The sequence below is a fragment of the Thioalkalivibrio sp. ALE9 genome, assembly GCF_000377445.1.
GTDB lineage: Bacteria > Pseudomonadota > Gammaproteobacteria > Ectothiorhodospirales > Ectothiorhodospiraceae > Thioalkalivibrio.
This window is the reverse complement of record NZ_KB898122.1, coordinates 630526-649747: the sequence shown is the minus strand read 5'-3', so window position 1 is coordinate 649747 and position 19222 is coordinate 630526. Positions and strand designations below refer to the sequence as shown.

The following is a 19222-nucleotide window of genomic DNA, read 5'->3' as shown; positions in this document are numbered from 1 at the left end:
GTGCGCTGACCCAGGTGAACAGCCTGCGCGCGGAGCTGGGTGCGGTGCAGGTGCGGTTCGAGTCCACCATCGACAACCTGAGCGTGAGTTCCGAGAACCTTTCGGACGCGCGTTCGCGGATCCGGGATGCGGACTTTGCGGCGGAGACGGCGGAGCTGACCCGCGCCCAGGTGCTGCAGCAGGCGGGTACTTCGGTGCTGTCGCAGGCCAACGCGGTTCCGCAGAACGTGCTGGCCCTGCTGCAGTAAGCTCGATCACTCGGGCTTCTGGTTGAGGGAGGATGGCGAGGGCGCCATCCTCTCCTTCTGAAGAGGACAGCGACATGAGTGATGGAATCGGCAGTATCACATCACCGCTGGTGGCAGTGAACCCGCGCGGGGGCGAAGCGGTCAAGGCCCCGGGTCCTGGTGCGGGTCTTGTTCGTGGCGAAGGGCGGCCGGAGGCCGTGGTTCGTGCGGACAGTAATACGGAATCAACGGCTCGTGGTTCCACCGGACCGGCGATCGAGGCCATGGACATGGACGAGGTCACCCAAGTGGTGGAGTCGATCAATTCCTACCTGCAATCCACCAAGCGGGCGCTGGAGTTCAGTGTGGACGATGCCAGTGGCCGCACGGTGATCACGGTGATGGACGGAGAACGCGAAGAGGTGATCCGGCAGATCCCGCCGGAGGCCGTGCTGGCCCTGGTGGAGCGGTTCCAGAGTGATCAGGAGCTGGGCGGTACAGGCCTAGAGGATCAGGCCTGATGCCTTCCGGGAGGCGCCGCCCCGGTCCGCATGATGGTGCCTAGAAGGGCCGGTCCCGGGTTCGGGGTCGGCCCTTTTTGATTGTGGTGACGGGGGGTTGCCGGACGCACGGCAAGAAACTGCCGGCCGGGTCTAAAGATGCCGGGTCTCCGGCAGATAAAGGTGCATAGAGAGGGCTAATTGGGCCTTCGTTGCCCCAGTTTCGGGGCTTACAGGGAGGGGGTAATGTCCCAGGTTATCAACACCAACGTTTTGTCCCTGAACGCGCAGCGCAATCTGGGGAATTCTCAGGGCGCACTGGCGCAGAGTCTGGAGCGTCTGTCCTCGGGCCTGCGGATCAACAGCGCCAAGGATGACGCGGCCGGTCTGGCCATTTCCGAGCGTTTCAGCACCCAGATTCGCGGTCTGAACCAGGCGGTGCGTAATTCCAATGACGGGATTTCGTTCGCGCAGACGGCCGAGGGTGCGCTGAGTACCGTGGGCGATGCGCTGCAGCGTGCACGAGAGTTGGCGGTGCAGGCGGCGAACGATTCCAACTCGGCTTCCGACCGTCAGGCGCTGAACGACGAGGTTCAGCAGCTGATGGCCGAGGTCTCGCGGATCGCCAACAGCACCGAGTTCAACGGTGGCCGTGTGCTGGACGGCAGTGTGGAGGACCTGTTCTTCCAGGTGGGCGCGAACCAGGGCCAGACCATTGCGGTCAGCGGCGTGGACTCGCGGACCTCCCAGCTCGGTACAACTGAGGTGATTTCTGATCTTCGTTTCAGTAAGGAGCAGATCGAAGAAGGCTTCCAGTTCATCGGACCCTTCGAGATCGTCCTTAACGAAAATGGCGCTTTCACGGGTGAGGTAGTAACCGCAGGTTTTACGGGGCCGACGACGCTGGATGAAGTAGTGCGCGAGATTAACAGAGCGATCAAGGACGCCTCTGCCGGCAACAGCACCATCACCGAAGCCGGGCTGAGTGCGGCCCTGCGCGTAGACAATGAAGGCAATACGGGGATCGTGATCAACGGGGCCTTCGATGCCGAGTTTGATGTAAGAGACGACATTTTTGTCACTGACTTGGACGGAGGCGCCATAGCGACGCCGGTATTCGGTGATCCGGTGCCTGCAACCCAGGTCAACCTGACCGACATCGACGTGATCACCCGCGAGAGTGCGAGCCAGGCGATTGGCGCACTGGACGCGGCGCTGACCCAGGTCAACAGCCTGCGCGCGGAGCTGGGTGCGGTGCAGGTGCGTTTCGAGTCCACGATCGACAACCTGAGTGTGAGTGCCGAGAACCTGTCGGATGCGCGTTCGCGGATCCGCGATGCGGATTTTGCGACGGAAACGGCGGAGCTTACACGGGCGCAGGTGCTGCAGCAGGCGGGCACATCGGTGCTGTCCCAGGCGAACGCCGTTCCGCAGAACGTGGTGGCCCTGCTGCAGTAAGCGGGTTCGCGTTGGGTATAGAGGGGAGGCCGCTCCACCCCGGGCCGCCTGCGCCGGTTTCGAGGGCCGCATCCAGCAGGGTGCGGCCCTTTTGCTTTGCGGCGGCAAAGAATTTGCGCGGTAGGGGATCAAGATTTGCGCTAGGCTGTCGTTATAGGTGTTGTACGTGCACAGAGGCGGTCGAGACGTCGACCTGCGAGGAGCAATACGATGGCAATCAGCGCGATGGGTGTGGGGTCCGGCCTGGATCTGAACCAGATTGTAGGTGACCTGCTGAACGCCGAACGCGTTCCGAAGGAGCAGCGGTTCAACCAGCGCGAGGAGCGCATCGAGGCACAGATTTCGGCCTTCGGGAACCTGCGCAACGGGATCGAACAGCTCCAGGGTTCGCTGCTGTCTCTGTCCGGATTTGAACTGAATCAGACGGCCTCGATCTCCGACGACAGCGTGGCGAACGTGAGTGCCGACGGCACCGCGGCCAATGGCGCGTTCTCACTGCAGGTGAACCAGCTGGCGCAGGCGCAGGCCCTCGCCACTGCCGCAGGGGATTTTGCGGACGGTAATGCCGAAGTCGGGGCCGGGCAGTTGCAGTTGCAGCTGGGGGATCGCAGTCCGGTGACGATCAATGTCGAAGAAGGCGAAACGCTGCGCGATGTACGCGATGCCATTAACGAGGCCGGTGCGGGCGTGCGTGCGTCTATCGTGAACGATGGTAACGGTGCGCGGCTGGTGCTGAATTCCTCCGAGACGGGCGCGGACAACACCATCTCGCTGACCGCGACCGAGGACCCGGCCGGCAGCGGTCTGGCGCGACTGGATGGCAGCAACCTGGTCGAGACGCGTGCCGCGCAGAATGCCGAGGCGGTAATCGACGGCGTGACCGTGACCAGCGCCACCAACACCCTGGACGACGCCATTGAAGGCATCACGATCGAGTTGCAGGGCACCTCCACGGCCCCGGCTACAGTCTCGGTGCGGGAAGACCAGAGCGCGCTGCGCGAGGCCCTGCAGGGCTTTGTCGAGCAGTACAACACGCTGGTCGGGCAAACCCGAGAACTGACGTCCTACAACGTGGAGGACGACGAGCCGTCGGTGCTGACGGGTGACAGTACCGTGCGCGGTGTGCGCAGCCGCTTGAGTGAGGCCCTGTTGCAGCAGGCCGGAGTGCCGGATTCGGGGGTGCAGACGCTGGCCGAACTGGGGATTGTCTCGAATCGCGACGGGACGCTGAATTTCGACACCAGTCGCTTTAATCAAGCAATGGATAACAACGACTTCGATAGTATTGCCCAGGTCGTGCGTGAAGTCGGTGGACGCATGGAAGAGGTTACCCGGACCTTCGTTGCACCGGACGGCTTGATCGGGAACCGTACCGACGGGTTGCGTAACGACCTGGAACGTATCGAACAGCAGCGAGAGCGGCTGGATGTCCGCCTCGAGCGCATGGAGAGCCGCCTCATCGCACAATTCTCGCGCATGGATACCGCCGTAGCGCAGATGCAGAGTACGGGCGACTTTCTGACCAACCAGCTGGCGAATATGCCGCTGGCCCAGAACAATTCTCGTCGATAGTCGCGCCGCTGGGGCGAACGGATAACGGAGAGCAACGCATGTACGGACCGGGCATGAATCGAGCGGTGAACCAGTACCGGCAGTCGGGCGCGCTGGCCGAGGCCCAGGTAGCGGACCCTTACCGGCTGATCCAGATGCTCTTCGAGGGCGCGCTGGAGCGGATCGCCGTGGCCAAGGGTGCGATGCAACAGGGCAACGTGGGCCTGAAGGGCGAGAAGATCGGCAAGGCGATCGATATCGTCGAATCGCTGCGCGCCGTGCTGGACCACAAGCACAATCCGGAACTGTCGGGTAATCTGGATGCCCTGTACGAGTACATGTCCCGGCGTCTGCTGGAGGCCAACGCGCAGAACGATCCGGCCGCATTGGACGAAGTCGCCAAACTGCTGCGCGAGATCAAGGCGGGCTGGGACGAGATCCCGGCTGACCAGCGCCGCGCCGGTTAGCGGAAGGCCTTGCATGGCTCTTTGCGCGGTTTTTGAGTCCGGCCTTTACCCATGAGCGGTCCCGCCACTTCGAACAGTGGGGCCGGTTCGGAAGCCACGCTCGAAGATGCCGTCGAGGCGATCCGCGCCCACATGGCGCGCGCGGTGGCTGAAGAGGACTGGGAAGAGCTCCAGGAGCTGGATCGGCAGGCGCGCAGCCTGGTTGAACGGGCCTTCGGCCCGGAGCCGGTGCCGCTTCGCGATGACTCCGGGGCGGCACTGCGCGCCGCGCTCGAGGAGCTTGGCGGCTTCTATGAAAGTTCGGTGCAGGAGCTGGACCAGCGCCGCACCGAGGTCGCGCAGCAGATCCGCGAACTGAAATCCGGTCGCAAGGGCACCAACGCCTACGAGACGACCCGCCGACATTCCATGCGCACCGGTCGGGGGCATCCCGAGGGTTAGGGCAGAAGCCTGTTCCGTATCTCCTGTAGGAGCCGAGCCCTCTCGGCGATGCGGCACTGGGCAGGCCCGGATCGCCCAGAGGGCTGGGCTCCTACATGTCTACGTGGAGGCCGTGGGTGGGAGGCGGCGGACGGTCTGGATGCTGCCGAGGGCCTGGAGGCGGTCGAAGAGGTTGCTGAGCTCGCCGAGGTCGCTGTATTCGGCTTCCAGTTCCATGCGCACGCTGCGGTCCTCGCGGTTGGTCTGGGTGTTCACGCGCAGGAGGTTGATGCCGCATTCGGAGAAGGCGTTGCCGACCTCGCCGAGCAGGCCGGGGCGGTCATGGGCATCCACTTCCAGTGTGATGGCCTCGCGTTCCGGTTCTTCGCCCCAGGAGACCGGAATCAGGCGGCCGCGCTTTTCCTCCGGCATGCGCAGGATGTTCACGCAGTCGCTGCGGTGGACGGAGACGCCGGCACCGCGGGTGATGAAGCCGATGATGGGGTCTCCGGGCTGCGGGTTGCAGCAGCGCGCCCGGGTGGTCAGCAGGCCGCCGACGCCGCGGATCTTGATGTCGTCCTCTTTTGCCTCGCCGTCATGGCGCCGCGGGCGCTGGGGCGCGGGCGGCGTGGCGGGCTTTTCCCGACCCCGCGTTTCGCGCATCTGCTGGGAGATGCGCCCGGCGATCTGGGCCGTGGTGATGTCGCCGGCACCCAGCGCGACCAGCAGCTCGTCGAAGGTCTGGTACTTCATGGCCTCGGCGAGGGCGCCGCGGTCGAGGTCCTGTCCGCAGCCGAGACGCTGGCATTCGCGATCGAACAGGTGCTTGCCGGTGGCCAGGTGTTCGTCCTGGTGCTGCTGACGGAACCAGGTGCGGACCTTGGAGCGGGCGCGGGCGGTGTTCAGGTAGCCGAGATTGGGGTTGAGCCAGTCGCGGCTGGGGCCGCCCTCGCGAGTGGTCAGGACTTCGACGCGCTCGCCGGACTTCAGCCTGTAGGTGAGCGGCACGATGTGCCCGTCCACCTTGGCGCCGCGGCAGCGGTGGCCGACCTCGGTATGGACGGCGTAGGCGAAATCCAGCGGGGTCGCGCCCAGGGAGAGATCCAGTACCTCGCCCTGGGGGGTAAGCACGAACACGCGCTGGTGCAGGGGCTCGCTCTGGATCTCGTCGAGCAGGTTCTGGTCGTTGTTGTCGGCGGCCTCCAGCAGCTGGCGCAGGCTGTTGATGGCGCGGTTGAGGGCCTGGTCCTCGCGCCCGCCTTCCTTGTAGCGCCAGTGGGCGGCGACCCCCAGCTCGGCGAAGTCGTCCATCTCGCGGGTGCGGATCTGCACCTCCACGACCTTGCCCTCCGGTCCGACCACGGCCGTGTGCAGTGACTGGTAGCCGTTGTCCTTGGGGTTGGCGATGTAGTCGTCGAATTCGCTGGGCAGGTGGCGCCAGTCGTTGTGGACGATGCCAAGTACGGTGTAGCAGGTGGCCAGCTGGTCGACGATCACGCGGGTGGCGCGCAGATCGTACAACTCGGACAGCGAGGTCCGCTTGCGCTGCATCTTCTTCCAGATGCTGTAGATGTGCTTGGGCCGCCCGAAGACCCGTGCCTCGATGCCCTCGGCGCGCAGGCGGTCCTTAAGAGTCTGCGCAAATGCTTCTACATAGGTCTCTCTTTCCGTGCGGTTTTCTTCCAGGCCTCTGGCGATCTCGCGATAGGTCTCCGGTTCCAGGATGCGCAGGGCGAGGTCTTCCATCTCCCACTTGAGCTGGCCGACGCCCAGGCGGTTGGCCAGGGGCGCGATGACGTCCAGGGTCTCTTGCGCGAGGGCGCGGGCGCTGTCATCCGGCTCGCGTACCAGCAGGCGCAGGTGCTGCACGCGGAACGCCAGTTTGATCAGCACGGCGCGTACGTCATCGACCATCGCCATCAGCATGCGGCGCAGGCGCTCGGCCTGTTCCGGCCGGCCCGCCGGCGCCTCGAAACGGCGCCGCACCAGGGCCGCGACATTGGTGGTGAGACGCGCGATGGCCGCACCAAAGTCCGTCTCGATCCGAGCCGGGGTGATCCGGGACGCCAGATAGACCGGTACCAGCAGGGTTGCGATCAGCGTCTGGCGGTCCACGTTGAGGTGGCGCAGGATCTCGGCCACGTCCAGCGGGTGGGATTCGAGCCCGGCGGCCTCGACCGCCTCCAGCGCCAGGTCCAGTGCCTCGGCCAGTTGCTGGCCGGTGGAATCGTCCAGCGGCTGGCTGCCCGCGAAGTGGCGCAGCAGCGCATCGCGGTCGAGGCCCTGCAGATCCGTATTGGTAAGCAGCGAATGGCGCATGGGGTAGGGTCGTTTCAGCCAGATCGTTCGCGGGCATTGTACCGGTCCGGGCGCACGGGCGAGAGCGCTTCACACGCTCGGTGTTTGCCTTGCACAGGGGCGAATGGGCGGTCAGGATCGGGGTATGGCCAATCTGTTCAAGATCCTGGTGCTCGCAGGGCTCGGATACACCCTGATGACCGGGTTGATCTTCGTGACCCAAGACCGTCTGGTCTACATGCCTTCCAGCAACCTGACCAGCACGCCGGAACGCATTGGACTGGACTACGAAGACGTCGAACTGGTGACTGCCGACGGGGTGCGGCTGCATGGCTGGTTCGTGCCGTCGCCGCAGGGCGAGGAGTCGCCGGTCTTGCTGTTTCTGCATGGCAATGCCGGCAATATCAGCCACCGACTGCACTCCCTGCAGCTCTTCCATGAACTGGGACTGGCCGTCCTGATCATCGACTACCGCGGCTATGGCCGCAGCGCGGGCCGCCCGGACGAGGCGGGCACCTACGCGGATGCCCGCGCCGCATGGGAGTACCTGACGGAAGGGCGCTCGATCGTCCCCGACTCGGTCGTGGTGTTCGGGCGCTCCCTGGGGGCGGCGGTGGCGGCGGATCTGGCCACCGGGGTGGAGCCGGGCGCGGTGATCCTGGAATCGGCCTTTACCTCGGCCGCGGATCTCGGAGCACGCCACTATCCGTGGCTGCCGGTGCGGGCCCTGTTGCGCCACGAATACGACACCCTGAGCCGCATCGAGGCCATCACCGCGCCGCTGCTGCTGGCCCACAGCACGGACGACGAGATCGTGCCGTTTGCCCATGCCGAACGGCTGTACGCCGCCGCCGGGCAGGCCCGACTGCTGGAAATGGAAGGCGGCCATAACGAGGCCTTTCTGGCCACCGGGGATGCCTACCTCGAAGGCCTGCGGGCATTTCTGACCGAGGCGGGTATCGAGCTTGACGAGCCCTGACGGAAGCCCTGCGAGACTCCACATCTAGGCAAATACTGATCGATGTACACACTCGCGTTGGCACCCCAGGTTTTCCGAGACCAGGCGCGGTGCGCAGCCGGTAGTGATTCTGCCGGCAAGGGCCGCAACCCAGGATCGGGGAACCTGGGGTGCCAACCCCACAAGCCATTGAAAGAAGGGGCTCGGCCGCCCGTTGTTGATCAATAACGGGCATGCGACCGGCGTTGCGGCTCGCTTATGTAGCTCGGCTACACTTCGCTCACCGCGCCTTGTTCGCACACAAAAGCGACTCGAGCGCGAGTGTGTACATGGATCAGTGTTTCCCTGGCGTGCCCCGGCCCGCCGGGAGACCGTGTCTCCAGCGCGGGAGATTGGTAGACTGCGCCGCTGTTCTGGCCGGAATGGATGCCGATGGAGAGGCGATGCGCCTCCCGCTCCCACCGAATGATGGAATCCGCTGACAAAGCCCCGCTGACGGTCACCTACCGTCGAGCACAGGATCCGGACGGCGCCTCGGCGTCCGTGGTGATTCGTTTTGGTCGCACCTGTGGTGTCGAGCGCAAGCCCGGACGCCTGGAGATCCACGTGGGGCTGGAGCCGCTGGGCCGCGATACGGACTGGGTGGAATGCTGGTCGCTGCCGGACGGCGTACGCGGGGAGACAGGGGCAGACGGCTCGTTGACCTACTTGCGCGGCCGCGACTGCCTGGTGGGTTGCTGGCACGCGCCGCTGGATGCCCGCGCGGACCCGGAACCGCTGACGGAACGCGCCTACCGCGAGATCCTGTCCGGTTGTCGGGCGCTGGGCTTTGACCACCTGGTGCGGGTCTGGAACTACCTCCCGGCCATCAATGATCCGGTCGACGGGCAGGAGCGCTATCGCGGGTTCTGCAGCGGGCGTGCGCAGGTCTTCGAGGCCTTGCCGGAGTACGAGCGCGTCCTGCCGGCGGCCACGGCGATCGGCACGCACTCCGACGGCCTGCTGATCTACTTCATTGCGACGCGCGAGCCCGCGGCGCGCATCGAGAATCCGCGCCAGGTCAGTGCCTACCGCTACCCCCGGCAGTACGGGCCGCGCAGCCCCTCGTTTGCCCGCGCCAGCCTCTGGCAGCCGGGCCCGCAGGCCGCCGAGCTGTTCATTTCGGGCACGGCCAGCATCGTGGGCCATGAAAGCCGCCATGTGGGGGATCTCGAGGCGCAGATTGACGAGAGCCTGCGCAATATCGGGGCTTTGCTGGAGCAGGCCTCCACCCACCACCCGGTGCGAGCGGAAACGCCGCAGGCGCTCTCGCTGCTCAAGGTCTATCTGCGCCACGCCGAGGATGCGCCCGCCGTGGAGAACCACCTGCGGGCGCGCCTGGGTCACCACATCCCCTGGCTTCTGCTGCATGGCGACATCTGTCGCGAGGAATTGCTGGTGGAGATCGAGGGACAGTACTCGGAGCGCCTGTGCGAGGCGCTCGCAATGCCATGACGAACTGACGCCGGACCGGGTCGGCCGCCGCGTCTGGTCGGCCCCTGGTCCCCTGCCTGGGAGAATACGCAATGCAGCCAACGACCAAGAAGCCGCACCCGGTCCTGAAGGACTACTACGGGGACGAGGGCAGCCGCCGCGCCTACGTCGACGACCTGTTCGACCGGACGGCCCCGTACTATGACCGCATCCTGCGGGTCGGTTTTTTCGGGACGGGGCAGGCCTATCGCCGCTTCGTGCTGAAGAAGTCCGGCCTGAAGGCCGGGATGAACGTCCTGGATGTGGCGACCGGGACGGGGCCGGTCGCGCAGGAGATCCGGAAGGTGGTGGGCGACGACCATCTGACCTGCGTGGATCCGAGCCGGGGCATGATGGACATCGCCCGCACCAAGATGGACGCGACCTTCGTCCAGAGCCTCGGCGAGCAGATGCCGCTGCCGGACCGCCAGTTCGACCGCCTGTACATGGGTTACGGGCTGCGCCATGTGCGGGATCTGCATGAACTGTTCAGCGAGTATTTCCGCGTGCTCAAGCCGGGCGGTCGCTGCACCATCCTGGAGGTCTCGCGGCCACGGACCCGGCGCCAGTTCGCGCTGGCGCGTTTCTATTTCCGGGACTTCGTGCCGTTCGTCGGCAAGGTGCTGACCCGCGATCCCGACGGCCACCTGTTGATGCGCTATTTCTGGGACACCATCGACCATTGCGTGCCGCCGGAAGAGATCCAGGACACCCTGCGCGCGGTCGGGTTCGAGGACGTGCAGCGGGATGTGCAGTTGGGCGTGTTCAGTGCCTACATGGCGACGCGGCCCGCCGAGTAGAGCGTATACATGGCTCAGTGTTTCGCATGGCGCGGCTGAAGGTGAAGGTCGCTCCGGGCAGCAAGCGCAACGCGGTGGCCGGCTGGATGGGGGAGACCCTCAAGCTGCAGGTCCAGGCGCCTCCGGAGAAGGGCCGCGCCAATGCGGCCGTGATCGAGCTGCTGGCAGCGAAACTGGCATGCCCGAAGTCGGCTGTGCGGGTGGTGGCAGGCGCGAACTCGCGTAACAAGACGTTACTGGTGGAGGGCTGGTCCGAGACCGACTTGCGCTCCGCGCTATCCTGATAACTGATGACTGTGACGGGCCCGTACCGTGCGGGCCCCTGCGAAGGGAACTACGGATGAACCTCCTGACCCTGACCCGACCGGACGACTGGCACCTGCACCTGCGGGATGGCGATGTGCTGGCGTCGGTGCTGCCGGATACCGCGCGCCGCTTCCGGCGCGCGATCATCATGCCCAACCTGAAGCCGCCGGTGACCACGCTGGAGGCCGCGGCGGAGTACCGCGACCGCATCCTGGCGGCGTTGCCGGAGGAGGCCGATTTCGAACCCCTGATGACGCTCTATCTGACCGAGGGCACGACCCCGGGCATGATCGACGCGGCAAAGGCCTCCGGCTTTGTGCACGGGGTGAAGCTGTACCCGGCCGGGGCCACGACCAACGCGGCCAGCGGGGTGACGGATATCCGCCGCTGCTACCCGGTTTTCGAGGCCATGCAGCGGGTGGATCTGCCGCTGTTGATCCACGGCGAGGTGACGGATCCGGACGTGGACATCTTCGATCGCGAGGCGGTGTTCATCGAGCGCCATCTGGAGCCCTTGATCCGGGATTTTCCGGAGCTGCGGGTGGTGCTGGAACACATCACGACCGAGTCGGCCGTACAGTTCATCCAGGACGGGCCCGCCAATGTCGCGTCCACCATCACGCCCCAGCATCTGCTCTACAACCGCAATGCGCTGTTTGCCGGCGGGATGCGCCCGCATCACTTCTGTCTGCCGATCCTCAAGCGCGAACGCCATCGCAAGGCACTGATGGAGGCCGCGACCAGCGGCCATCCGCGCTTTTTCCTGGGCACGGACAGCGCGCCGCATCCGCGCCACGCGAAGGAGTCGGCCTGTGGCTGCGCCGGAATCTATTCCGCGCATGCGGCCATCGAGCTGTATGCGGAGGCCTTTGCCGCCGCGGATGCGCTGGATCGTCTGGAGGGATTCGCCAGCCATTTCGGGCCCGATTTCTACAAACTGCCGCGCAACACCGACACCCTGACGCTGGAACGCTCACCCTGGACCGTGCCCGAGGCAGTACTCTTCGGCCATGACCCGGGTGTACCGCTGCGCGCGGGCGAGACCATTGCCTGGCAGCTGGCCCGGTAATCAGGGGCCGGGCCGTAACCAGGGTGCGATCGGACAACGCGAACCCTGAAGGACGCGCGCGGTCAGCAGGTCAGGCAGCCACCGACAGGACGAGGACCAGGATATGACGGAACCGAATGTGCAACGCGGAACCCTGTGGTTCTGGCTGGCCATCAGCCTGGGGGTGGCGCTGCTGATCATTGCGCTGGGGGTCGGGCTGGAACCGGCCGGGGCGGCCATCCTGCGGGCCCCGCTCAGTTCGCCCGCGGCGGGTGCGCTCGGCTTCGGCCTGCTGATGGTCTGGGCGGCGTACGCCTATGCCCTGTCCGCCGGACGGGCGGCGGGGAGCCAGGAGATGGGGGTCGTGATCCTGAATCTCGGGCTGCCGGTGGCGCTCATCCTGCTGTGGCGCGCGGAGCTCAACGCCCTGGCGTTCTTTGTCGCGATCGGGTGGACGCTGACGCTGGGCGGGATGGCCGTGCGCCTGTTTCGGCGCGAGGCGCTGGCCGGGGTGATGATGCTGCCGATCATCGGGGTGAGCCTGACGGCGATCCTGCTGTCGCTCACGCTATGGGTGGTGCCGGCCGCGACCGGCGGCGCCTGATCCCGGGCCGCTACCTTCCGGTCGACGGCGCCACCGCACGGCTCGGTGCCGGGATTCCCTGGCAATAGTCGAGAAAGGCGCCGGCGTCCATGGGGCGGGCGAACAGGTAGCCCTGGAAGCGCAGATTGCCGTGCGTGGCCAGCCACTGATGCTGGGCCTCGGTCTCGACCCCCTCCGCGACGACTTCCAGCTCGAACTGCCGGGCGATGTCGCATATGGTCCGCACCATCGCCTGATCACCTGGGTCGTGGTCGACCTGACGCACGAAGCTGCGATCAATCTTGAGTTCGTCGAACGGCAGGCGCTTCAGGTAGCTCAGTGACGAGAACCCGGTGCCGAAGTCGTCCATCGAGAAGCGCAGGCCCATGTCGCGCAGGGCCTGCATGATGTACACGACGCGGTCGGTATCCTCGGCGACGACGTGTTCGGTAATCTCCAGTGTGATGCGATGCGCGTGTTCACGGCCCAGGTGGCGCGCGATCAGCTCCTGCATGCGCTGCACGAAGTTCAGGTGCACCAGCTGGCGCGGGCTGATGTTGATCGCGAGCTGTTCCAGGTGGAAGCCGGCGCGATCCCAGTTGCGCAGGGTCTGGAAGGCCCGAGCGATCACGGTGTCGCCCAGTTCGCTGATGAAGCCGGTCTGCTCGGCGATCGGGATGAATTCCGCGGGGGAAATCGGGCCCAGTTCGGCGCTGTTCCAGCGGATCAGGCTTTCGGCGCTGCGGATGCGGCCGTCGCGGTCGAACTGCGGCTGGAAGAGCACCTCGATCTCCCGGTTCTGCAGCGCGAAATGCAGGCAGCGCTCGATCTGCAGGTGCCGTTCCACCGCCCGCGACAGTTCGTCGCTGAACACCACCACGCCGTCGCGCCCGCGGTCCTTCACCTCGTACATGGCGATGTCGGCCTCGCGGACCAGCTGGTGCGAGTCGATCCCCGCGTGCGGCTCGATCAGGCGGATGCCAATACTGGCACTGACATGCAGATGATGATTGCGGATGATGTAGGGCGTCTTGACCACCCGCAGCAGCGAGTGCGCCAGGCGCCGGGCCGCCCGTTCGCAGGTATGCCGGTCTTCCTTTCCGGGGGCGACGATCACGAACTCGTCGCCGCCCAGACGGGCCAGATGGTGGCCCGGCGGCAGGGTGTTGGCGAAGTCGCGGGTCACGGACTTCAGCAACTCGTCGCCGATGTCGTGGCCCAGAAGGTCGTTGACCGTCTTGAAATGATCCAGGTCGATCAGCAGCAGAAACGAATGCTGGCGATGATGCTGCAGCACCTCGAGGCTCTGCTCGAGGTGCTCGATGAAGGCGGCGCGGTTGTTGAGCCCGGTGAGGGCGTCGTGCGAGGCCTGATACAGGCTGTCGCGCAGAAGCCCGAAGCTGCTGCTGGCGGCGTAGTACAGCACCAGGGCCAGGGTCGCGGAGAAGGCGGCCAGGACGTAGCCATACCAGTCACCGATCAGCAGGAAGTAGCCGGCCAGCGGCACCATCATGGCCGGGATCAACGGGCGGAAGACCCACGGGGCCGGGTAGAGCAGGGCCGCGACGACCGTGGTGGCGCCGATCTGCGTGAAGATGGAGATGTAGTGCAGGTTCTGGGCGTCGAGGCGCACGAAGACCAGAAAGATCCAGGTCCACAGCGCCAGGTAGAGATAAAGAAAGAGCGTCAGCCGCAGGCGCCAGCGGCTGCGCTGCTCCGGTGACAGCGGCGATCGGTGGTACCGCCAGAAAAGCTGGACTCCCCAGAGCGAGGCGGCAAACATCACCGCGTACCAGGAGGCGGCCGCGACAAGCGCATCGTGCAGGGCGCCCAGCAGGATATACCCGAGCCCGGGCAGCAGCGATAATGCCACCAGCACCGGGATCTGCCGAGTCAGGTAGGTGTCGAACCGCGGGTCCGCGCGCAGGGCCTCGCGGGCCGGCGCGAGGGAACGCACGGCGGACGCCGACGGGTTGTCTCGCGAAGTGGCTGCCATCGGGGTCCGTGCGCTGGTCGTGTTGTGCGGGTGCGGCGGACCTTACGGTAAACCCGTTCGGTCCTCAACAGGGCGGGTTCGGCCGGCATAACGGATGCGGTTGACGGGGCGAGCGATGCTGCTTAATGAGGCACAAATCGAGGCGAAACTGGCGGATGCGGCGCGTCGCGGGGCGTTCGACGACCTCCCGGGGGCTGGCCGGCCGCTGGAGCTGGACGATGACCGCGCGGTGCCGGAAGAGCTGCGCATGGCCTATCGCGTGCTGAAGAATGCCGGCTATGTGCCGGAGGCGGTGCGGATCCGGGGCGAGATCGCATCGGCGGAGGCCCTGCTGCAGGCGGCGGATGACGAGGCCTCCCGGCAGCACGCCGCGCGGCTCCTGCTGGACCGGCTGAACCAGAGCGGCGAAGGCCGGGCGATGGTGTCGGAGTCCGGCTACTTTCGCCAGCTGTGCGAGCGCATGGACGGGTCGGCCCGATGACCGAGCGCTGCGGTCCCACGAGGGGGCTTGCACGGGGGCGCGGGGCGACCCACGACCCGCATGCCCGCTTCGAGCCCACCCGGAGCGAACCCTTCGATGATGGCTGGGAAGGCGATGGCGAGGCGCCGCTGCCCCTGCGTACGGAGGTGACCGTCGAGCATCCACGCCGCGTGCTGTCATGGAACCAGTCGCCGGATGTGCCCTTCGAGCTTTCGCTGAACCCGTATCGGGGCTGTGAACACGGCTGTGCCTACTGCTGCGCCCGCCCGGCGCATGCCTACGTCGGGTTGTCCCCGGGCCTCGACTTCGAGAGCCGGCTGTTTGCCAAGGTGGGCGCGGCCGAATGCCTGCGGCGCGAGCTGGCCCGCCCGTCCCACCGTGTGACGCCCCTTGCGCTGGGTATCAACACCGATGCCTATCAACCCGTGGAACGGGATTGGCGGATTACGCGGCAGCTGCTGGAGGTCCTGGCGGAGACCGGGCATCCGGTGTCGATCGTGACCAAGTCGGCCTGGTGGAGCGCGATCTGGATCTGCTGGGCCCGATGGCCGAGCGCGGGCTGGTCCAGGTCGCCGTATCGGTGACGACGCTGGACCGCGGGCTGTCGCGGCACCTGGAGCCGCGCGCCGCGGCCCCGCAGCGGCGTTTCCAGACCATCGAGCGGTTGAGCGCGGCGGGTGTGCCCGTGAGCCTTCTGGTGGCACCCCTGATCCCGGTGCTGACGGACGGCGAGCTGGAGTCCCTGCTGGAGGCTGGGGCCGCCGCCGGGGCGGTGGCCGCCGGATATGTGCTGCTGCGTCTTCCACGCGAGGTGGCGCCGCTGTTCGAGGACTGGTTGCGCCATCACCATCCGCTCAAGGCGGACCATGTGCTGCAGCGCCTGCGCGAGGCGCATGGCGGCAGGTTGTACGACTCGACCTTCGGGCACCGCATGCGCGGGGCGGGGCCGTATGCCGAGCTGCTGCGCCAGCGCTTCCGGCTGGCCCGGCGGCGGGCGGGCCTGGGTGGCCGCTTGGTGGAACTGGACTGCAGCCAGTTCGTGCCGCCAGCGCGGCCGCGCCGGGCTTCCCGCGAGGGGCAACTGGACCTTTTCTGAGCGGGGAACGCGCGTCGCCGTCTCCCGGGCGTCCGTTTCTGGTTTACAGTGAGGCGTGCATGGCAAGGACGGGATGATGGCGGAGACCTCGACAACGCGAACCGATCCCGCGACCTGGTGGGGGCGCCGGCCGCTGGACTCGGGCGCGCACGGTCGCTGGTCCATCGGTCCGCTGGACCTGTGGCTCCTGCACGGGGGGCAGGAATGGCAGATGGTGCTGGAGCGCCCGCGTGACGCGGCGGACGCGACCCTGGCGATCGACGTCCCCTGCAGTGAACCCTTTCCCGCTAGTGCCAAGGACCTGCTGCGGTTTGCGGGGGCCCCGCCCGATGCCGAGCCGGAGCTGCGCGTGGCCCTGGCCGATCGTCCGATGGTGAGCCGCCCGCAGAATCCGTTCTACGTGCCGGCCCACGGGCAGGTCACCCTGTACCTCAGTTCGCCGGCCTGGGTGCAGCTGTACCTGGGGGCGGCGCGGGTGCAGGAATTCCCAGTGTATACGCCTTCCGATACCTGGTTCGGCCCCAATACCGTGAATGGAGAGCTGTGCTACGCGACCCGAACCCAGGCGCGCCTGGACCTGGCCGATGTGCCGGAAAGGCCGCATCGCGTGGTGACGCCGCTGACCATCGCCAACAAGGCGGACGATGCCCTGTTCCTGGAGCGCGTGAACCTGCCGGTGCCGCGACTGCCGGTGTATGCCGATCGCCACCATCGGCTGTGGACCCCGGCTGTGCGCATGGAGCGCGAGGAGGACCGTGACATGGCGGCGATGAAGATCGACCCGGGGCCGCCCGGGGCCGCGACGGGGGCGCAGCGTATCGCTGAGCCCCGCGAGGCCGGCGGACGGCATTTAATGGTGCGGGCGTTCAGCGCCCTGTTTCAGTAGGGGGCGACGCACACGATGAACGAATGGCTACAGGCCGCGCAGGCCTTCGTCACCAGCGAGGCGTTCCTCGCGGCCGTCCGCGCGGCGGTTTATCTGCTGGTGGGTCTGCTGGTCGCGCGTCTGGTGTCGCGCGGGCTGGCGCGGGTGCTGGAAGACAAGCTCGATGCCCAGCAGGTGATGCTGACCCGGCGCATCAGCTTCTATGTAATCGTGCTCCTGGTGCTGGCCTCGGCCCTGCGCGAGCTGGGCTTCGACCTGACCGTGCTGCTGGGTGCGGCCGGGATCCTCACGGTGGCGCTGGGCTTTGCCTCGCAGACCTCCGCCTCCAACCTGATCTCCGGGCTGTTCCTGATCGGTGAGCGGCCGTTCTCTGTCGGGGATGTGATCAAGGTGGGGGATGCCACCGGCGAGGTGCTGTCCATCGATCCGCTCTCGGTGAAGCTGCGGACCTTCGACAACCTGATGGTCCGGGTGCCCAACGAGAGCCTGGTGAAGTCCCAGCTGACCAACCTCAGTCGGTTCCCGATCCGTCGGCTCGACATGCAGATCGGGGTCGCCTATCACACCGATCTCAAGCAGTTGCGCGACGTGCTGATGGGGGTCGCCGAGGGCAACCCGGTCTGTCTGGAGGAGCCCAAGCCGTTGTTCATCTTCCTCGAGTACGGCGACTCCGCGTTGAAGATCCAGCTCTCGGTCTGGGCGCGGCGGGAGAAATTCCTGGACCTGCGTAACTCCATGCACGAGGGGGTGAAGGCGGCACTGGACGAGGCCGGTATCGACATCCCGTTTCCGCAGAGGACCCTGGGCAGCCTGGGCGGGCCGTTGCCGGTACGGATTGTCGACAACGTGTCGGCGGCCGAGGCGGAGGCCGCCGTGCCTGCGGAACCGGACGCCCGCGACTGAGTGGCCGCAGTCACCGACTAGTCCAGGTACAGGTCGGCCCAGACCGGATCGTGATCCGAGGCGCGCCAGGGCCCGTCGGCGGGGGCGCGGCCATCAAATCCGAGGAATTCCGGCTCGTCGGCGTTGACGGGCCAGGTGGCGCCGTCCCGGACCCGTTCACGCAGCGTGTCGGGCCCCAGCAGGTAGTCCAGCTGCCCGGCCTGGCCGCGAAAGACGTAGGTATGGGCGGTACTCGGGTCGTCGTGCACGAGATCGTGTTTTCCTGCGGCATGGAGGACGTGCAGGGGGTCCTCGGCGGCATAGGCGTTGAGATCGCCCAGGACCACGACGGGGGCATCCGCGAACTCGCCGGTTTGCTGTTCGCGTATCCAGGCGACGAGGCGTTCGGCCTGCGCGGTACGGCGCTGGTTCCAGCAGCCCTGGCCCCGGTCGATATCGCCGCTGTCGGGGCAGCCGCTCTTGGCCTTGAAGTGTACGACCACGGCACCGAGATGTTCGCCGGTACCGCCCGCTTCGAACCAGCCCAGCAGCGGGGCGCGGTGGTGGACGGAATCGCGGTCGGCGGCCGAGTCGACCAGACGCAGTCGTTCCGGCCGGTAGAGCAGGCCGACCTTGATCGCGTCGTCCCCCGGTGCCGGGTGAACGATGGCCGCATATTCGCCACGCTCCCCGGGGCGGGCGTTCAGGCGCGCCACCAGGGTCTCGCGCGCAGCCGCGGCGTTTTCCAGTTCGACCGCGCCCAGCAGGTCCGCATCCAGGCCCTGCAGCAGGGCATCCAGCTTGGCGGTCTGGCGTTGGCGCTCGGCCGGGGTCTGCGCACCACGCTCGCCCAGCGTGACGAAGTCATTCTCCATGTTCGCGGTGGCAATGCGCAGGTCACCCGCATCCGCGGTTGGCACCGGGTCGGGACGCTGGCCGCCGGTCCAGTCTACGGGCTCGGTGGGGTGGATCCGGTACGCGCCGAAGGCGTGGGTGAGGATGCCGGTGAGGCCTTCCACCGAGCTTCCCGCGCGGCGGGTCCCCTGGTCGTCGAGGTACGGGATCGGGTCGGGGTTCGCGCGATAGCTCCCGTCGTCCAGTTCGATCCGCCGATCCATGTCCTGGCGCCCCGGGCTGTCCGCGGGGGCGGTCTGGCCCGGGTGCGTCAGGCGCCCGTCGGCGGCCAGCGTCAGGCTTCCGTAGCGGCCGAGGTCCCGGTTGTCGGTGACCGTCAGGCGCTGCGGGAAACGGACCGGCTGGTCGATAAAGTCGCCCAGCCGGTCGGCTGCGTCGGGCAGGCGCAGGTCGACGGGGGCGGGCGGTTCGCCGTCGGCGCAGGTCACCACCGCGTCCAGTTGCGAGAGTTGGGGGCGGCCTCGATGGCGGGTGAAGGCGCCGTGCACCTGCAGGCGCTGCCCGGCCGCGACCGGGTCCCTTCGTGGGGCGTAGACGAACAGGCCCGTGGCCCCGGTGGCCGAGCCCTGTTGCAGGTAGAAGCCCCCCAGCTGGTCCGTGTCCATGAAGACGCCGGTTACGGTGCCTTCCGCGACCACCTCCGTTCCTTCGGGGAGGGTCCCCGCGCGCAGTTCGGCGAGGGGGGTGGGTGTGGTCCCGGGATCAGGACAGGCCTGGCGTGCGTCGGCGCTCGCGAGCGCCAGCAGGCACGGAACGGCCACGGCCAGCCAGTGGGCGCCGGTGTGCGCGTGCAGGGCGGTTCGTTTTCGGGGTGCCGGGTCGGGCCGTTCCATGGCCG

At 67.0% G+C, this 19222-nt stretch carries 18 protein-coding genes and 1 pseudogene; 16 read left to right on the top strand and 3 right to left on the bottom strand.

Going from position 1 to position 19222, the window contains the following annotated elements; genetic code table 11:
- From D106_RS0103060 to D106_RS0103035, 6 genes are all read left to right on the top strand, one after another.
- The coding region (locus tag D106_RS0103060) for a flagellin (protein ID WP_018879167.1) at nt 1-248 on the top strand (248 nt) is incomplete at its 5' end.
- Nucleotides 249-280: 32 nt separating this feature from the next.
- Nucleotides 281-748 carry a flagellar protein FlaG gene (locus tag D106_RS15335; RefSeq protein WP_369773045.1) on the top strand — a complete coding sequence of 156 codons (468 nt, stop codon included), beginning with the start codon at nt 281-283 and terminating at the stop codon, nt 746-748.
- A 225-nt stretch (nt 749-973) separates the two neighbouring features.
- Nucleotides 974-2185 carry a flagellin gene (locus D106_RS0103050; protein WP_018879165.1) on the top strand — a complete coding sequence of 404 codons (1212 nt, stop codon included), beginning with the start codon at nt 974-976 and terminating at the stop codon, nt 2183-2185.
- Nucleotides 2186-2395: 210 nt separating this feature from the next.
- A complete protein-coding gene (gene fliD, locus D106_RS0103045; protein ID WP_018879164.1) occupies nt 2396-3757 on the top strand; it encodes a flagellar filament capping protein FliD in 1362 nt (453 codons plus the stop codon).
- Nucleotides 3758-3795: 38 nt separating this feature from the next.
- The gene (gene fliS / locus D106_RS0103040; protein WP_018879163.1) at nt 3796-4203 is read left to right on the top strand and encodes a flagellar export chaperone FliS; all 408 of its coding nucleotides are present in this window, start codon (nt 3796-3798) and stop codon (nt 4201-4203) included.
- Nucleotides 4204-4254: 51 nt separating this feature from the next.
- Complete coding sequence (locus D106_RS0103035) at nt 4255-4644, top strand: flagellar protein FliT (protein ID WP_018879162.1); 390 nt, start codon at nt 4255-4257, stop codon at nt 4642-4644.
- Nucleotides 4645-4743: 99 nt separating this feature from the next.
- Here D106_RS0103035 and D106_RS0103030 read toward each other — a convergent pair whose 3' ends face one another.
- Entirely contained in the window at nt 4744-6942 is a 2199-nt protein-coding gene (locus D106_RS0103030) for a bifunctional (p)ppGpp synthetase/guanosine-3',5'-bis(diphosphate) 3'-pyrophosphohydrolase (protein WP_018879161.1), read from the bottom strand.
- 124 nt (nt 6943-7066) lie between these two features.
- Here D106_RS0103030 and D106_RS0103025 point away from each other — a divergent pair, with 124 nt between their 5' ends.
- The 6 genes from D106_RS0103025 to D106_RS0103000 all read left to right on the top strand — a co-directional run bounded on the left by D106_RS0103025 (nt 7067) and on the right by D106_RS0103000 (nt 12149).
- Nucleotides 7067-7900, top strand: a complete 834-nt coding sequence (locus tag D106_RS0103025) for an alpha/beta hydrolase (RefSeq protein ID WP_018879160.1) — start codon at nt 7067-7069, stop codon at nt 7898-7900.
- A 444-nt stretch (nt 7901-8344) separates the two neighbouring features.
- Entirely contained in the window at nt 8345-9373 is a 1029-nt protein-coding gene (locus D106_RS0103020; RefSeq protein WP_018879159.1) for a hypothetical protein, read from the top strand.
- A 71-nt stretch (nt 9374-9444) separates the two neighbouring features.
- Nucleotides 9445-10191 carry a class I SAM-dependent methyltransferase gene (locus tag D106_RS0103015; protein WP_018879158.1) on the top strand — a complete coding sequence of 249 codons (747 nt, stop codon included), beginning with the start codon at nt 9445-9447 and terminating at the stop codon, nt 10189-10191.
- A gap of 26 nt (nt 10192-10217) precedes the next feature.
- Entirely contained in the window at nt 10218-10475 is a 258-nt protein-coding gene (locus tag D106_RS0103010; RefSeq protein ID WP_018875521.1) for a DUF167 domain-containing protein, read from the top strand.
- 56 nt (nt 10476-10531) lie between these two features.
- On the top strand, nt 10532-11566 hold the full coding sequence (gene pyrC / locus D106_RS0103005; RefSeq protein WP_018879157.1) for a dihydroorotase: 1035 nt from the start codon (nt 10532-10534) through the stop codon (nt 11564-11566).
- A 103-nt stretch (nt 11567-11669) separates the two neighbouring features.
- A complete protein-coding gene (locus D106_RS0103000; protein ID WP_018866368.1) occupies nt 11670-12149 on the top strand; it encodes a hypothetical protein in 480 nt (159 codons plus the stop codon).
- A gap of 10 nt (nt 12150-12159) precedes the next feature.
- On the opposite strand, the gene D106_RS0102995 is transcribed toward D106_RS0103000, so the two are convergent.
- Nucleotides 12160-14124 carry a bifunctional diguanylate cyclase/phosphodiesterase gene (locus tag D106_RS0102995; protein WP_018879156.1) on the bottom strand — a complete coding sequence of 655 codons (1965 nt, stop codon included), beginning with the start codon at nt 14122-14124 and terminating at the stop codon, nt 12160-12162.
- Between the two features lie 115 nt (nt 14125-14239).
- On the opposite strand from D106_RS0102995, the gene D106_RS0102990 reads away from it, so the two are divergent.
- From D106_RS0102990 to D106_RS0102975, 4 genes and pseudogenes are all read left to right on the top strand, one after another.
- Nucleotides 14240-14605, top strand: a complete 366-nt coding sequence (locus D106_RS0102990; protein WP_018879155.1) for a DUF1992 domain-containing protein — start codon at nt 14240-14242, stop codon at nt 14603-14605.
- Nucleotides 14602-15701: pseudogene (locus tag D106_RS14175) on the top strand (PA0069 family radical SAM protein). Before D106_RS0102990 ends, D106_RS14175 begins: the two are co-directional and overlap by 4 nt.
- A gap of 76 nt (nt 15702-15777) precedes the next feature.
- Complete coding sequence (locus D106_RS0102980; protein ID WP_018879153.1) at nt 15778-16587, top strand: hypothetical protein; 810 nt, start codon at nt 15778-15780, stop codon at nt 16585-16587.
- A gap of 15 nt (nt 16588-16602) precedes the next feature.
- The gene (locus D106_RS0102975; RefSeq protein ID WP_018866363.1) at nt 16603-17490 is read left to right on the top strand and encodes a mechanosensitive ion channel family protein; all 888 of its coding nucleotides are present in this window, start codon (nt 16603-16605) and stop codon (nt 17488-17490) included.
- Between the two features lie 17 nt (nt 17491-17507).
- Here the strand turns inward: D106_RS0102975 and D106_RS0102970 are convergent, their stop codons facing one another.
- Nucleotides 17508-19217 (bottom strand): ExeM/NucH family extracellular endonuclease, encoded by a 1710-nt coding sequence (locus D106_RS0102970; RefSeq protein ID WP_018879152.1) that lies wholly within the window; start codon nt 19215-19217, stop codon nt 17508-17510.
- Nucleotides 19218-19222: the final 5 nt, after the last annotated feature.